This window comes from Comamonas testosteroni (genome assembly GCF_000761245.1).
Taxonomy (GTDB): domain Bacteria; phylum Pseudomonadota; class Gammaproteobacteria; order Burkholderiales; family Burkholderiaceae_C; genus Comamonas; species Comamonas testosteroni_C.
In genome coordinates this window covers 97,782-112,004 of sequence record NZ_AWOR01000043.1, presented here as the reverse complement: position 1 = coordinate 112,004, position 14,223 = coordinate 97,782, and the positions used below count along the sequence as shown (strand labels likewise).

Annotated in this window: 14 protein-coding genes; 9 read left to right on the top strand and 5 right to left on the bottom strand. The window is 63.4% G+C overall.

What is annotated here, in order from left to right:
* Positions 1–135 precede the first annotated feature (135 nt).
* The 3 genes from P353_RS09850 to P353_RS09840 form a co-directional block, all read right to left on the bottom strand.
* A complete protein-coding gene (locus P353_RS09850; protein ID WP_034368616.1) occupies positions 136–1,137 on the bottom strand; it encodes an alpha/beta hydrolase in 1,002 nt (333 codons plus the stop codon).
* Complete coding sequence (locus P353_RS09845) at positions 1,134–2,090, bottom strand: class I SAM-dependent methyltransferase (protein ID WP_034368613.1); 957 nt, start codon at positions 2,088–2,090, stop codon at positions 1,134–1,136. The genes P353_RS09850 and P353_RS09845 overlap by 4 nt, the downstream gene beginning before the upstream one ends.
* Before the next feature lie 104 nt (positions 2,091–2,194).
* Entirely contained in the window at positions 2,195–3,061 is an 867-nt protein-coding gene (locus P353_RS09840) for a transcriptional regulator (RefSeq protein WP_034368611.1), read from the bottom strand.
* Positions 3,062–3,119: 58 nt separating this feature from the next.
* Between P353_RS09840 and P353_RS09835 the strand changes: the two genes are divergently transcribed.
* Together P353_RS09835 and P353_RS09830 are read left to right on the top strand one after the other, a co-directional pair.
* Complete coding sequence (locus tag P353_RS09835; protein WP_034368609.1) at positions 3,120–3,902, top strand: crotonase/enoyl-CoA hydratase family protein; 783 nt, start codon at positions 3,120–3,122, stop codon at positions 3,900–3,902.
* A gap of 33 nt (positions 3,903–3,935) precedes the next feature.
* The gene (locus P353_RS09830; RefSeq protein ID WP_034368606.1) at positions 3,936–5,498 is read left to right on the top strand and encodes a class I adenylate-forming enzyme family protein; all 1,563 of its coding nucleotides are present in this window, start codon (positions 3,936–3,938) and stop codon (positions 5,496–5,498) included.
* Here the strand turns inward: P353_RS09830 and P353_RS09825 are convergent.
* On the bottom strand, positions 5,492–5,797 hold the full coding sequence (locus P353_RS09825; protein WP_034368605.1) for a hypothetical protein: 306 nt from the start codon (positions 5,795–5,797) through the stop codon (positions 5,492–5,494). The genes P353_RS09830 and P353_RS09825 overlap by 7 nt on opposite strands.
* Positions 5,798–5,913: 116 nt before the next feature.
* On the opposite strand from P353_RS09825, the gene P353_RS09820 reads away from it, so the two are divergent.
* From P353_RS09820 to P353_RS09800, 5 genes are all read left to right on the top strand, one after another.
* Positions 5,914–6,630, top strand: coding sequence for a methylated-DNA--[protein]-cysteine S-methyltransferase (locus P353_RS09820; protein ID WP_034368603.1), 717 nt, complete (start codon positions 5,914–5,916; stop codon positions 6,628–6,630).
* A gap of 270 nt (positions 6,631–6,900) precedes the next feature.
* Complete coding sequence (locus P353_RS09815; RefSeq protein ID WP_034368600.1) at positions 6,901–7,692, top strand: SDR family oxidoreductase; 792 nt, start codon at positions 6,901–6,903, stop codon at positions 7,690–7,692.
* A gap of 126 nt (positions 7,693–7,818) precedes the next feature.
* Positions 7,819–8,241 carry a PaaI family thioesterase gene (locus P353_RS09810; protein WP_034368599.1) on the top strand — a complete coding sequence of 141 codons (423 nt, stop codon included), beginning with the start codon at positions 7,819–7,821 and terminating at the stop codon, positions 8,239–8,241.
* Between the two features lie 132 nt (positions 8,242–8,373).
* Positions 8,374–9,390 (top strand): NADP-dependent oxidoreductase, encoded by a 1,017-nt coding sequence (locus P353_RS09805; RefSeq protein ID WP_034368729.1) that lies wholly within the window; start codon positions 8,374–8,376, stop codon positions 9,388–9,390.
* Between the two features lie 216 nt (positions 9,391–9,606).
* A complete protein-coding gene (locus P353_RS09800) occupies positions 9,607–10,512 on the top strand; it encodes an SDR family oxidoreductase (protein ID WP_034368596.1) in 906 nt (301 codons plus the stop codon).
* A gap of 46 nt (positions 10,513–10,558) precedes the next feature.
* Here the strand turns inward: P353_RS09800 and P353_RS09795 are convergent, their stop codons facing one another.
* Positions 10,559–11,116: a DUF1566 domain-containing protein gene (locus tag P353_RS09795; RefSeq protein WP_230847752.1), complete on the bottom strand. Its 558-nt coding sequence runs from the start codon at positions 11,114–11,116 to the stop codon at positions 10,559–10,561.
* Between the two features lie 257 nt (positions 11,117–11,373).
* Between P353_RS09795 and P353_RS09790 the strand changes: the two genes are divergently transcribed.
* Complete coding sequence (locus P353_RS09790) at positions 11,374–12,582, top strand: multidrug effflux MFS transporter (protein WP_034368593.1); 1,209 nt, start codon at positions 11,374–11,376, stop codon at positions 12,580–12,582.
* Positions 12,575–14,020 carry an MFS transporter gene (locus P353_RS09785; RefSeq protein ID WP_034368590.1) on the top strand — a complete coding sequence of 482 codons (1,446 nt, stop codon included), beginning with the start codon at positions 12,575–12,577 and terminating at the stop codon, positions 14,018–14,020. The genes P353_RS09790 and P353_RS09785 overlap by 8 nt, the downstream gene beginning before the upstream one ends.
* Positions 14,021–14,223: the final 203 nt, after the last annotated feature.

Below are 14,223 nucleotides of genomic sequence, written 5' to 3'. Positions count from 1 at the left end.
AAAGATATGGCGGCGAGCGCCGGATGCTGATGCATCAGCGTCGCAGCTCTTGTGTTTGAAAGGGGCGGGGCGGCGCCCCGCGCCGTGCAGCGTACACCTGCAGGGCCATGCCGCTACCCGTCTGCAGAGCAAAGCTCATTTGCTCTGAGGGCGTTGGCGGCCTATTAGTTCCGCCCAGGTCGAGCAGGCAAGCTCGACCTGCTGGCGCGCCGCCGGGCTGGCAGCCAGCATGCGCGCAAAGCCGTGAACCATGGCTGGGGCGCGCAAAAGCTGCAGCGGTGCGCCCAGTGCCTGGGCCGCGTTGGCAAAGGTTTCGGCCTCGTCGCGCAGAATATCGTGGCTGGCCGTCATCAAAAGCGTGGGCGGCAGATGGGCGATGGCTGCGCTGCAGCGGCCCGGCGTCAGCCATTGCGCGGCCTGGCCGTCAGGCTGCCCTAGCTCCTGCCAGTAGCGCTGCATGGCGGCGGGCATGAGCCCGAAGCCTGTGGCAAAACAGCGCATGCTCTCGTTGTCCTGATCGGGCTGCAGCGGTGGGTAGAGAAGCAGCAGGCCTGCGATGCGGGAGGCATCGGTGGGTTGCTGAATCTGGCGCACGGCCGCTGACAGTGCCAGATGGGCGCCAGCGCTATCGCCTCCGAGCAGGACCTGCTCAGCCGCAAAAGGCAGCAGCCCACGCATATCGCTCAGCCATTTCAGCACGGCCATCACATCGTCCAGCGGCGCGGGAAAGCGGCTCTCCGGCGTGCGACGGTAATGCACGGACAGCACCACATGGCCGGTGAACTGGGCCAGATGCTCGCACAGGTCGTCATGGGTGTTGAGATCGCCCACCATCCAGCCGCCACCATGCAGCCAGACCAGCGTCCGGCCGCTGCCCGCGCCTTGTCGGCGATAGCTGCGCACGCAGATCTCGCGGCCCTCGGCAGCCACAAAATGCTCGGCCCTGGAAATGCCGGGCAGGGCCGAGCGAATCAGCCCGGCCTGCAGCTCGCTGAGCAGGCGCCGGCGCTGCACATAGTCGAGCTGTGGGGTCGGCGTTTCTGCATCGAGCCGGGCAAAGCGCTTCAGCGTGGCTGCCAGAGCCGGGTCCACGGGTTGCAGAGGCAGGCTGCGGCCCTGATCCGTGCCCTCGCTCATGGCTGCTGGGCCTCTGTCAGCGCAGGTGCGCGATAGACCATGACCTTGAGGCTGCGCTCCTCGTCCACATCGGCAAATACGGCCGGGTTGGCCAGTCGTTCCACGAACTCCAGCTCGGGGGCGATTTCCGCCATCTGCTCGCGCAGAAAGTCGGTGCCGAGTTCGGGTGCGTTCAGGCACAGCAGGACCTGGCCGCCCGGCACCAGCAGATCGGGCAGGCGGCGCATCAGGCGCGCATAGTCCTTGGTGGCGATGAAGCTGCCTTTCTGGTAGCTGGGAGGGTCCACGACGATCAGGTCGTACGGTCCGCTGCGGTTGATCTTGCCCCAGCTGCTGAAAATATCGTGGGCGGCGAAGCTGGCACCGGCCTTGACGCCGTTGAGCTGATGGTTGTGCTGACCCGTGGCCAGAGCGCCCTTGCTCATGTCCATATTGAGAACCTGGCCCGCGCCGGCCAGCTTGGCCACGACCGAGAACGCGCAGGTATAGGCAAACAGATTGAGCACTTTCATGCGCGCGGGCCGCTCATGGGCCAGTACCTGCCGGCGCACCCAGTCACGGCCGGCAGCCATGTCCAGGAACAGGCCGTGGTTCTGCCCGCGTGCGATATGGATCAGATAGCGGGCACCGTTCTCGGTCACCACATGCGGCTCGGGCAGCTCGCCGGCCATGATGCGGGTTTCGACCTTGCCGCCGCTTTCGCGGCTCTGGAAGGCCCAGGTCAGAGGCAGCCCGGCCGGGGCGATCTGCTGCCAGCGCTGCTCCAGCGCCTGGCCGATCTGGCTCAGCTGGGCTTGCTCCATGGGGGCAAAGCTGGTCAGCACGATGACGGGTGCAAACGCATCCAGCGAGATCTGCTCGCAGCCCGGATACCGCCCGCCGCGGCCATGAAAGATGCGCTGGGCATCGGTAGGAAAAGGCATCTGGGCAATGGCGTCGAGCAGGGCTTGCATGGGGGAGCGCAGAACTAGCCCTGCAACCGAGGCAGGGCATCGCGAATTGGTGATGAAAAGGGCGCCAGTGTATGCAGTTAGCAGCGTCTTTGCGCGGCTTGCTATCAATTCTGGCTGGATTGAAGGATGGCATTGTGAATGTCGGCCCTGGACAGGGTCTGTTCCCCTTTCTGATCGAGCCATGCGCTCCAGAGCTCAATGGCACGTTGCTGGTAGCTTCTCAGCTCTTGTTCCAGACTCAGTCTGGAGTTTGATGGCATGAGCTCTTCCGGCAGCAAGGGGTCCCGCAGCAGGTGGGCTATGGCCGAGCGCCCCAGCAGCAGCGATTCACGCACGGCGCTTGGCAGCGGCATGCCGTCCAGTCTCTGGTGGCTGCTGAGAATCACGCTGATCCAGTGCTTGTGGGCTGCCTCCAGTGCCTGGGTGTTCCAGAGCTTGCGTGCCTGGGCCTCGTGCAGTGTGTCAAACCGATGAATCTGCATCAGACAACTGCCTGACGCAATGCCCAGTGATTCCAGCTCGGCCTGGAACTCGGTGAACGGAATGCGCAGATTGTCAGGGCGTATATGCAGCTGAGGACCAAGCGTTGCAAAGCCGCGCAACCCCAGCGCGCGCTGATGACGGCGCCATAGGGATTTGTCCGCTTTGGAGGCGGATGCGTCCTGTAGCGCAAGCCATTGCCCATGCCAGGGCTGACGCAACTGCTCACGTCGGTGCCAGTTGTCCACGATATGGGCGAGATGGGAGGGCTGGAGCCGGGCCAGATACATACCGCGCTCGGGTCTTTCCACTTTGCCGGCCGATATCAGGCGACTCAGGCAGACGCGGACCGCATTTTCCCCAATGCCGAACAAGGCTGCAGCCTGGGTGATGGCAATGGCGGAGAGCGGAATGGCGCGTGCCACCAGCAGGTCCAGTATCAAGTCCGTAGCAGAAGGGCGTCTTGGTAGAACATTACATGATTTGTCCATGATGGAGAAATATTGAAAGCTTTACTAGCATGAGCGTCAAGACAAAAGGAGACAGCTCATGCGGTTTGTGCAATTCGAAATCAATGGTCCGGTCTGCACCATCACCATGAATCGGCCCGACAAGCGAAACGCTGTTCACCGGCCCATGGCCGAGGAGCTGCGCGATGCCTTTTTGCGCTTTGAGCGCGATGAAGCACTGCGTGTTGCAGTGCTGACCGGCAGCGGGGGGCATTTCTGTGCCGGCGCCGATCTGGCGGCAGTGGCCGACCCCGGATTGAGCAACGAGCTGGATTTCGAAGGGGGCGGAAGCGGCCCCATGGGGCCGACACGGCTTGAATTGAGCAAGCCGGTGATTGCGGCCATCAGCGGCTACGCGGTAGCCGGAGGGCTGGAGCTGGCGTTGATGGCCGATATTCGCGTGGCTGACGAGTCTTGCGTGTTCGGAGTCTTCTGCCGCCGCTGGGGGGTGCCGTTGATTGATGGGGGAACGGTGCGCCTGCCGCGGATGGTGGGAATGGGCAGGGCGCTGGACATGATCTTGACCGGCCGGCCCGTCAAGGCCGAAGAAGCTCTTTCCATGGGCCTGGCGAACCGGCTTGTGCCTGCCGGGCAGGCTTTGGAGGCGGCAAGGGCGCTGGCGCAACAACTGGCGGCATTTCCTCAGCAGTGCATGCGTGCCGATCGCGCTTCGGCCTACGCGCAATGGGGCATGACTCTGGCAGATGCCCTGCGTAGCGAGGGGCGCAAAGGAGCTCCGGTGGTGTCTGCGGAGGGAGCCGACGGCGCTGCGCACTTCACCCGGGGCGAGGGACGTCATGGGCAGTTTTGCGGTGATCGCTGACAAGGCTTGAAACTGAAACAGGAGGAGATCACGATGACCAGCTATCAGTACGGCGGCATGCATGCCGGGCAGCCCACCTATATCGAGCTCATACGACGCGGAGCACGCCAGCATGCGGATCGCATAGCCCTTGTGTTTGGAGAGGACAGCCTCAGCTTCTCCGAGGTCGACGGGCTGAGCAGCCAACTCGCCCATGCCCTGTACTCACAAGGAATCAAGCAAAACGATCGCGTGGCATTGCTGATGAACAATGGCTTGCTCAGCGTGCCGCTGGACTTCGCTTGCGCCAAGGCCGGACTCAATCGTGTGCCCCTGAATGCGCGCCTGTCCTTGGCTGAGCATGTAAAGATGCTGCAGGAGACTGGCTGCATCCACCTGATCTTTGGGCAAGGTCTGGAGCAGCGTGCTGCACAAATCAAGGCAGAGCTGCCGGCGCTTTGCTGCCTGGGGCTTGGTGCGGCCATGCCGGGTGTCGTGGATCTTGGTGCGCTGGCTAGCCGTCATCCCGCGCAAGGGCCGGACATCGAGGTGCAGCCCGATGACATCGTGCTGACTCTGTTCACCTCCGGAACCACCGGGGCCTTGAAGGCTGCCCAGCATACCCAGGCATCTTTTGCCAGCATCTGCCGCAATGTGCTGCTCAATCTGTTGCCGGCCACAGCGGATGACGCCATGCTGCATGCCGCCTCCTTGATTCACGCCAGTGGTGTGTTTGTGCTGCCGTTCTGGCTTCGAGGCGGGCGCACCGTCATTCTCCCGAGCTTTGAGCCGGGCCGGTTTCTGGCGGTGCTGCAGGCGCAGCGCATCACCGCCATCAATCTGGTGCCGACCATGCTGCAGATGTTGCTGGAACACCCGGATTTCACCAAAGTCAATGTCTCGGCGCTCAAGTATGTGATCTATGGCGCTTCACCCATGCCGCGCAGCGTGCTGCAAAAGGCCATGGAGCATTGGGGAGCCCACCGCTTCTGGCAGTACTACGGGCAGACCGAGGTGCCTTTGTGTCTGGCGGTTCTGAGGCCTGAAGACCATACACCGCAGCTCATGGGGTCGGCCTGCGGTCAGCCCTGTCTGGATGTTGAGCTGCGCTTGCTGGACGAACAGGGGCGGGAAGTGGCGCCGGGCGAGCCGGGTGAGATCACCGTCAGGGCACCGTCGGCGGCACGCAGCTACTACAACGCCCGACAACTCAATGAGGACACTTTTACCCCCGACGGCTGGGTGCGCACGCGAGACATGGGGCTGCTTGATGCTCAAGGTTTTCTGCATCTCAAGGATCGCAAGTCCGACATGATCATCACGGGCGGCTACAACGTCTATCCGCTGGAAGTCGAAAATGCCTTGCTCACACATCCCGACGTACGCGAATGCGTGGTGGTAGGGCTGCCGCACGACAAATGGGTCGAAGTCGTGACTGCGGCGGTTGTTCTCAGGGACGGGGCGCAAGCCAGTGAGCAGGAGCTGGTTGCCCAAGTGGCGACGCAGCTGGCTTCGTACAAAAAGCCACAGCAGGTGATTTTTGTGCAGGAGATTGCAAAGACGGCGGTTGGCAAGCTCAACCGCCGTGCCATGCGCGAGCGGCTCAAGCCTCAGTAGGCTACCCGCCGCACATCGAAGAAACAGCTTTCGGTGCCGCCAATGCCTTGCAGGGCGGCTTCAGCTGCGGCGCGGGCGGCTTTCATCCAGCGCTGGAATGTGAGCTTGGCGTCGTCGGTGATTTCTTCGGGCGGGGTGTCCTCCAGGCCCTGCACCAGAGACAGGGCTTCGCCGACCTGTTCTTCCCCGCCAAGCTGGCGGGCCAGCACGCGGGCATAACGCGCCTCGGCTTGCTGGCGCTTGTCCTCGGGCAGCTCGGGGTAGTCGCACAGAGAGACGGTGAAATGGGCTTCTTGCATGTCCGTATATCCACAGTGTTTTGACTGTGTAAATATACAGTAATTAACTGTTTTTGCATCCAGTCTTTTGAAAATTTTTGCATGAGGGCAAAGACGGCGTTTTGTAGACTGTGTGCATGAATCACGCTGCTTCGCTGCCTTTTCCCGGTCATGCCTTGTTTGTCACGCGCATCGGTGCATGCGGGCTGGCCTGGAATGCCAGTGCCATCTGCGCCGTGCAGCTGCCCGAGGCCAGCTGGGGCGAAACCCGGGAGCGCATGCTGCTGGGCCTGTCCAAGCGCCATGCGCTGCAGCCGCAGCGCGGGCCTGCGGCCTATGGCGCAGTGACCTCCATCTCCGCTGTACCGGGCTTTGCCGTGCAGGCCATGGCCGGGGTGCAGTGTCTGCTGGCAGGCGTGAACTCGCAGAGCGAGCAGGGCTGGGCGCAGCCCGGCGCAGAGGCTGCGGCTGTCGGCGTGCTGGGGGATATGCGGCAGGCCTTTGCGCATGGGCCGGGCGGCGTTCTGCCCGACCTGCTGGAGGTTGCACTCGATGAATTTGCCGTCCCTGCATTTCATTGCCGGGTCTATGCTTTCACACGTGCCCTGGCGCCGGGCCGGACCAGCACCTATGGAGAAGTTGCCGTAGCGCTGGGCGAGCCCGGTGCGGCGCGCGCCGTGGGTCAGGCGCTGGGAGCCAATCCGTTTGCACCGATTGTTCCCTGTCACAGGGTGCTGGCCGCTGGGCGGTCGCCGGGCGGGTTTTCGGGCGGACAGGGCGCTTTGACCAAGCTGCGCATGCTGGAGCTGGAAGGCGGGGCCTGGGGAGGCACACAGTCGCTGTTTGCCGATTGAAAGCGCTTGACACAATTTTCACTGCTTCGGCGCAACGGCGGGTCACCACTTTTGTGCTGCCGGCAACTGCGTGCCCGGTCCCAAAGCCGTGACCTGCGGGTCCTGAAAACGGCTGCCGCGATGGGCCTGCCACCTGCGGGACAGCGCCGACACGCAGGTGACAACACCGGGCCTGAGGCGCCCGCACAATTCATGCAGCTTTTGACGGGCAGGCCTTGCACGGCGCTGCGGACCCGGTTTGAACCTTGATAACAAACAGGAGACATGAGAATGACACGTACGGTGCAGCAACTTTTCGATCTCTCGGGCAAGACGGCCTTGGTGACCGGCGGCTCGCGTGGCCTGGGTCTGCAGATGGCGCATGCGCTGGGCGAGGCAGGCGCGAAGATTTTGCTGAGCTCGCGCAAGGCCAAGGATCTGGAAGAGGCCGCAGCCGAGCTCAAGGCCGCAGGCATAGAAGCTGACTGGATTGCCGCCGACTGCTCGGACGAGGCCGACATCGCCCGTCTGGCCAAGGAAGCCGTGCAGCGCCTCGGCCATGTGGACATTCTGATCAACAATGCCGGAGCCAGTTGGGGCGCCCCGGCTGAGGACCACCCGACGGCGGCCTGGGACAAGGTGATGAACCTGAATGTGCGCGGCTATTTTCTGCTGAGCCAGCAGATCGCCCGCCTGTCCATGCTGGAGCGCAAGAGCGGCCGCATCATCAATCTGGCCTCGATCGCCGGCCTGGGCGGCAATCCCACGGGCATGAAGACCATTGCCTACAACACCTCCAAGGGCGCGGTCATCAATTTCACGCGTGCGCTGGCCGGCGAGTGGGGCGAGCATGGCATCACCGTCAACGCCATCTGCCCGGGCTTTTTCAAGACCAAGATGGCGGCCGTGCTGATCGAGACGCTGGGCGAGGACGAAATGCGCTCTCATGCCCCGTTGCGCCGCCTGGGTGACGATGAGGATCTCAAGGGCCTGACGCTGCTCTATGCCAGCGATGCCGGCAAGCACATTACCGGCCAGTGGATGGCGGTGGATGGCGGCGTGAGCGCCCTGGTCGGAGGTTGATAGTGGCGGACGAAGGGTGGGTCATGTTTTTTGTGCGGCGCAGCATTCTGAGACTGTCCGCTGCGCTTACATTCACGGTTCAGCTGCTGCGGTCTGCGGCACATCACTCTTCTGAAAGGTTTCGCGGTGTTGTCATTTGGTCCTGAAATTCCCTTTGTGCATGAGCTGGGCTTCACCCTCCACAAGATGGAGGACGGTGAGTCCGAGCTGCACTTCACACCGCGTCCCGAACACCTGAATTCCTTTGGCGTCACTCATGGCGGAGCCTCGATGACGCTGATGGATGTGACCATGGCCGTGGCTGCGCGCAGCGTGGATTTCGATCAGGGCGTGGTCACCATCGAGATGAAAACCTCGTTCATGCAGGCGGCCAATGGCCCGCTGGTGGGCAAGGGCGTGCTGCTGCATCGCACAGGCACCATGGCTTTTACCGAAGGCCGCATCTACGATGCACAAGGCCGACTCTGCGTACATGCCACGGGCACCTTCAAGTACATGAAGCGCAAGCCCAAGGCAGACGGCGAGTTGCAGGCTCTGGCCACAGATTGAGATAGACAGGCTGCTACTGTTTGATGAGCTAGCAGCGCTTTTTCAGTCTGTGTTTGAGGTGAAAAATGCTGTCAAAGTCTTTGAGATAAGGCGCTGATAGCTATCAAATTGAAGTTCGAACAGGAGACAGATATGACGGTCAATCAGCAGATCCTTCTGGACAACCGCCCCCAGGGTGAGGCGGTGGAGAGCAATTTCAAGCTGGTGCAGTCGCCGCTGCCTACGGTAGGCGAGGGCCAGGTGCTGGTGCGCCACCACTATCTGAGCCTGGACCCCTATATGCGCGGCCGCATGAACGACTCCAAGAGCTATGCCCAGCCCCAGCCGCTGGGCGAAGTCATGCAGGGCGGCACGGTGGGCGAGATTATCGAGAGCCGCCACCCCAAGTTCAAGGCCGGCGACAAGGTGGTCGGCATGGGCGGCTGGCAGGAGTACTCGCTGCTCGACCCCAGCGTGCCCGGCGCGCTGCGCAAGGTCGACACCACCCATGTGCCGCTGTCCTACTACCTGGGTGCGGTGGGCATGCCGGGCGTGACGGCCTGGTACGGTCTGGTCAAGATCATCAACCCCAAGGCCGGTGAAACCGTGGTCGTCAGCGCCGCGACCGGTGCCGTGGGCAGCGCCTTTGTGGCGCTGGCCAAGGCGCGCGGCTGCCGCGTGGTGGGGATTGCGGGCGGTGCCGAGAAATGCCGTTACGCCGTGCATGAACTGGGCTTTGACGCCTGCATCGACTACCGCGAGCACCCCGATGTCAAGACCATGGCCAAGGCCCTGAAGGACGCGTGCCCCAACGGCATCGACGGCTATTTCGAGAACGTGGGCGGCTATATCTTCGATGCCGTGCTGCTGCGCACCAATGCCTTTGCGCGTGTGGCCCTGTGCGGAATGATTGCCGGCTATGACGGTCAGCCCCTGCCGCTGGCCAACCCGGCGCTGCTGCTGGTCAATCGCATCAAGCTCGAAGGCTTTATCGTCAGCGAGCACATGGAAGTCTGGGGCGAGGCCCTGACCGAGCTGGGCGGCCTGGTGGCGGCCGGAAAGCTCAAGCCGCGCGAGACGATTTCCCAAGGTCTGGCCTCGGCGCCCGGCGCATTCCTGGGCCTGCTCAAGGGCAAGAACTTCGGCAAGCAGCTGGTGAAACTGCTCTAACCCCCTGAGGCGCTTTGCCTGGGCGGCCCCGCGCCTTCCCCTTGCCGGGCGCCCCCTTTCTTTACGCGCTGCGCGCTATGGGAGGGGGGGCGACAGCCTCGCTGCGGGGCCGGCGCGGTCGGCATAGGCCCTTGCTTGCTGTCCCTTGGTTGTGCCGCGCCGGTTTCGAGCGTGGAAACGCATTGGAGCTGCGTCCAAATAAATACGGAGACAAGAATGATCACGAATTTCGCGGGAAAGACGGCTGTTCTGACGGGTGCGGGCTCTGGCTTCGGGCTGGAGTGCGCGCGCATTGGAGCCGCCAGAGGCATGAATCTGGTGCTGGTCGATGTGCAGCAGGAGGCGCTGGATAAGGCCGAGGCCGAGCTCAAGGCCGCCGGTGCCAAGGTGCTGGCGCGCAGGGTCGATGTGTCGGATGCGGCCCAGATGGAGCGACTGGCTGCCGAAGTCAAGGAGACCTTTGGTGCGCCGCACTTCGTCTTCAACAACGCGGGCGTCGGCGCCGGCGGTCTGGTCTGGGAAAACACGGTAGCCGACTGGCAGTGGGTGCTGGGCGTCAATGTCTGGGGCGTGATCCATGGCGTGCGCCTGTTCACGCCCATGATGCTGGAGGCCGCCAAGGCCGATCCCACCTATGAAGGCCATATTGTCAACACCGCCAGCATGGCAGGTCTGCTGGCGCCGCCGAACATGGGCATCTACAACGTCAGCAAGCACGCAGTGGTGTCGCTGACCGAGACGCTGTACCAGGACCTGGCCCTGGTCTCGGACCAGGTCAGTGCCAGCCTGCTCTGCCCCTTCTTCGTGCCCACGGGCATAGGTCACAGCGAGCGCAACCGTCCCCAGGGCCTGGAGGCACAGCCTTTGACGGCCAGCCAGAAGATTGGCCAGGCCATGACCGACAAGGCCGTGGGCTCGGGCAAGGTCACGGCGACCGAGGTGGCACAGAAGGTGTTCGATGCGATTGCGTCGGGCCAGTTCTATATCTACAGCCACCCGCAGGCCCTGGGCTCGGTGCAGGTGCGTCTGGAGGATGTGGTGCAGGGTCGCAATCCGACGGATCCGTTCGCGCACAAGCCCGAACTGGGCGAGAGCCTCAAGGCGGCGCTGCGCGCCGGCTGAGCGTGCGGGACTTGAAAAGGCCTTGCCGCTGCGGCAAGGCCTTTTTTCATGGTGTGGCCGAAGTCTGGGGGCCGAGCTCGGCCTCGGTGGCCGGGCGCACCAGGCGAAGCAGCAGGGCATTGCCCTTGCCCATATCGGGCACGGCCTGCAGAGTCTCGGTGTTGACCGCCCAGGCCTGCTGGGCCGATAGGCCGGAGATGCTGCTGGATTTGTCCACCTGGGCGTAGTTGTAGGTGTTCAGGCGCTGGGCATTCACGGCGGCCGTGCCTGTCCAGTGCCAGTCGCGTGGCGCGTTGGGAAAGAGCTCGGGGTTCAGTCCCTGGGGCTTGCTGCTGCGGTCCAGCAGGCGCTTGAGCTCATTGACGCGCGGCAGGCGCCAGCGCAGGTTTTCGGCCTTGCTGCGTTCTGCAGCATGGCTCATGGCCTGTTTGTAGCTGAAGACCTCGGCGCTGCCGACGCAGGCTTTGCCATTCCAGCTCATGCCCTCGGCGCAGCGCGGCCAGGCCAGCTTGGCGCGGGTGTCTATCACCATGCTGGCGTCTGGCGAAAGCTGAAAGGCGGGCAAGGGCGCTGCCGTCTGGGCGCTGGCGGTGTGAGTCAGCATGCAGAGCGCGGCGAGAGCGGGCAGCGAGAGGGAAAAGAGTCGTTTGGAGGAGCTTGCAGCAATCACGGCAGTAGCAGGGAAGGGTCGCAGTAGCTCGATTGTGCGAGCTGCTGGAGCAATCGTTGCGCCGATGAATGGGCGGAAAGCAGCGCTATTGGTGGTGCTGTACTCTGCGCCAGCGTGAGACTGCGCTGCTATGCATGAAAACATGCGCTCGCTCAGCAAATAAATCAAGTTACCACGACAATCAGGCCCCTATGCAAGCTTCTGTTTCCCTGCGTCTGGTGTTGATTCTGGGCCTGTTGTCGGCCATCGGTCCCTTCGCCATTGACATGTATTTGCCCGCGCTGCCGCAAATTGGCGCCAGCCTGGGTGCCGAAGTCGGCGCTGTTCAAGCCAGCCTGACGGCGTTTTTTCTCTCGATTGGTGTCGGTCAACTGCTTTACGGCCCGGTCTCCGACATGGTGGGCCGCAAGCCGCCGTTGTATTTCGGTCTGACGGTATTTGCAATTGCCAGCGTGGGCTGCGCGCTGGCCCCCAATATCGAGATTCTGGTGGCTTTTCGCTTTATGCAGGGCCTGGGCGCTGCCGCTGGCATGGCCGTGCCGCGCGCCGTGGTGCGTGACTTGCATACCGGGCATGCCGCTGCGCGCATGATGTCGCTGCTGATGCTGGTCTTCAGCGTCTCGCCCATTCTGGCACCGCTGGCTGGCAGTGGCGTGATTGCGGTGGCCGGCTGGCGTGCCGTGTTCTGGGTGGTGGCAGCCGCAGCCTTGCTGGGCTTGATTGCCACCTGGCGCGGCGTGGAAGAGACCCGCACGGCCGAGGCGCGGCTGGACAGCAGCCTTGGCGGCGCGCTCAAGGCCTATCTGAGCCTGCTGCGCGACTGGCATTACCTGGGTCTGGTGTTTATCGGTGGTTGCGCCATGGCGGGCTTTTTTGTCTATCTGGCGGGCTCGCCCTTTGTGCTGATCAACTATTACGGCCTGTCGTCCACGCAGTACAGCATGGCGTTTGCTTTTAATGCCATTGCCTTTATCGGGGCATCGCAGCTGACGGGGCGGCTAGGTCAGCGCTTTGGCCTGGTCAATGTGGTCAAGGCAGCGGCGTCGGCTTCGGGCTTCACCATGACGGCCTTGCTGGCCTACTACCTCATGGGTGGCGAGCAACTGGCAGTGCTGATCGGGCTGTACTTCATCGCCAGTGCCTTCATGGGACTGGTGATTCCCACCACCTCGGTGCTGGCGCTGGAAGAGCATGGTGAGATTGCCGGTACGGCCTCGGCCCTGCTGGGCACGCTGCAGATGCTCAGCGGCGCGGCGGCCATGCAGATCGTCGGGCATTTTTCCAACGGCAAGCCTCTGCCCATGGTGGTGGGCATGGCAACCGGAGCGCTGGTAGGCGTGGCGCTGACCTGGATCACGCTGGGCAAGTCTGCCGGTGCAAAGCGAGCCGCCCATGGCTGAGGCCGCGAATGAAGCTGGGCTCAAAGCTCCTGCGGCTTATGACGGTCTGCCCGATGGCGCGCGTGGCCACGCCATGCTGGTCATTATTCTGGGTCTCACCCTGTCGGTGCTGGACAGCAGCATCGTCAACCTGGCCTTGCCCGCCATTGCGCGCGAGTTGCAGGCCAGCTCGGCCCTGACGCTGTGGGTGGTCAACGCCTATCAGCTCGCCGGTCTGGTGCTGCTGCTGCCGCTGGCGGCGCTGGGTGAGCGGCTGGGTTACCGGCGCATCTATTTGCTGGGCATGACGGTGTTTGTCATTGCATCGGTGGCGGCCACGCTGGCCAGCTCGCTGGCCACTCTGATTGCGGCGCGCGTGTTTCAAGGCATGGGTGCGGCCGGCATCATGAGCGTGAATGCGGCGCTGGTGCGATTGACCTATCCGCGCGCCATGCTGGGCCGCGGCATGGCCATCAACTCGCTGGTGGTGGCGACCTCGTCCATGGCCGGGCCTTCGGTGGCCGCTGCCATCCTGTCGGTCGCCAGCTGGCCCTGGCTGTTTGCCATCAATGTGCCGCTGGGCCTGATCACCTTGTGGATGGGGCGCAAGGCGCTGCCGGCCAATCCCGTGGTGCGCAAGGACGGCGAGCCTATCGCCGCGCTTGACGTATTGCTCAATATCCTGATGTTCACCCTGTTGTTTCTGGGCGGTGAGCAACTGGGCGTGCGTATGGGGCAGGGGCAGGGCGCTGCGGGTAGCTCGCTGATGCCTTCGGGCTGGTGGCTGCTGGGCGGCGGCTTGGTGGTCGGCTATGTCTATCTGCGCCGCCAGTGGCACAAGACAGCTCCTTTGTTTCCGGTCGATCTGATGCGCATTCCCGTGTTCCGGCTGTCGATGTGCGGCTCGGTCTCTGCCTTTTGCGCGCAGATGCTGTCCTATCTGGCCCTGCCGTTCCTGCTGCTGGAGGCACGCGGCATGTCTCCCATGGAGGCGGGCATGCTGATCACGGCCTGGCCGCTGGCCACCATGCTCACAGCCCCGGTGGCCGGGCGTCTGATCGGCAAGTATCCCGACGGGCTGCTGGGCGGCATCGGCATGGCCATGTTTGCCTGCGGACTGTGGCTGCTGGCGGCCATGCCCATCGATGTCGCGCACTGGGACATGGTCTGGCGCATGCTGCTGGCGGGCAGCGGCTTCGCGCTCTACCAGTCGCCCAACAACCACACCATCGTTAGCTCGGCCCCCATGTCGCGCAGCGGCGCAGCGGGCGGCATGCTGAGTTCGGCCCGCATGACGGGGCAGACGCTGGGTGCAGTGGTGCTGGCCACCATCTTTGCCATCTCGGGCGGGCATGGCGGCAATGCTGAACTGCTGGCGCTGGCTGTGGCCGGCTGTTTTGCGGCGCTGGCAGGAGTTTTCAGCATATTGCGCGTACGCCCGGGCAAGCAGCAGCATTGATTTGGCAGCACAAGCCGCTGCCGTGCTGATATTGATGGCGCTGCCAGCTGTCGATTTCGGGGAGAGGCGGGTGCTGGCTCTAGTCCGTTATGACGAGGAGCCTTGCTGCCAAGGGTTTCTACAGTGGTGTCTCAGCCAGAGAGTGCTGCATACGCCGTATGCCCACATGACAGGACAATGGCAAGCAGGTGATTGCCGGCATG

Coding starts and splice junctions, on each gene's coding strand:
- P353_RS09850 (WP_034368616.1), bottom strand. CDS start 1,137: ATGAGCGAGGGCACGGATCAGGGCCGCAGCCTGCCTCTGCAACCCGTG.
- P353_RS09845 (WP_034368613.1), bottom strand. CDS start 2,090: ATGCAAGCCCTGCTCGACGCCATTGCCCAGATGCCTTTTCCTACCGAT.
- P353_RS09840 (WP_034368611.1), bottom strand. CDS start 3,061: ATGGACAAATCATGTAATGTTCTACCAAGACGCCCTTCTGCTACGGAC.
- P353_RS09835 (WP_034368609.1), top strand. CDS start 3,120: ATGCGGTTTGTGCAATTCGAAATCAATGGTCCGGTCTGCACCATCACC.
- P353_RS09830 (WP_034368606.1), top strand. CDS start 3,936: ATGACCAGCTATCAGTACGGCGGCATGCATGCCGGGCAGCCCACCTAT.
- P353_RS09825 (WP_034368605.1), bottom strand. CDS start 5,797: ATGCAAGAAGCCCATTTCACCGTCTCTCTGTGCGACTACCCCGAGCTG.
- P353_RS09820 (WP_034368603.1), top strand. CDS start 5,914: ATGAATCACGCTGCTTCGCTGCCTTTTCCCGGTCATGCCTTGTTTGTC.
- P353_RS09815 (WP_034368600.1), top strand. CDS start 6,901: ATGACACGTACGGTGCAGCAACTTTTCGATCTCTCGGGCAAGACGGCC.
- P353_RS09805 (WP_034368729.1), top strand. CDS start 8,374: ATGACGGTCAATCAGCAGATCCTTCTGGACAACCGCCCCCAGGGTGAG.
- P353_RS09800 (WP_034368596.1), top strand. CDS start 9,607: ATGATCACGAATTTCGCGGGAAAGACGGCTGTTCTGACGGGTGCGGGC.
- P353_RS09795 (WP_230847752.1), bottom strand. CDS start 11,116: ATGCTGACTCACACCGCCAGCGCCCAGACGGCAGCGCCCTTGCCCGCC.
- P353_RS09790 (WP_034368593.1), top strand. CDS start 11,374: ATGCAAGCTTCTGTTTCCCTGCGTCTGGTGTTGATTCTGGGCCTGTTG.
- P353_RS09785 (WP_034368590.1), top strand. CDS start 12,575: ATGGCTGAGGCCGCGAATGAAGCTGGGCTCAAAGCTCCTGCGGCTTAT.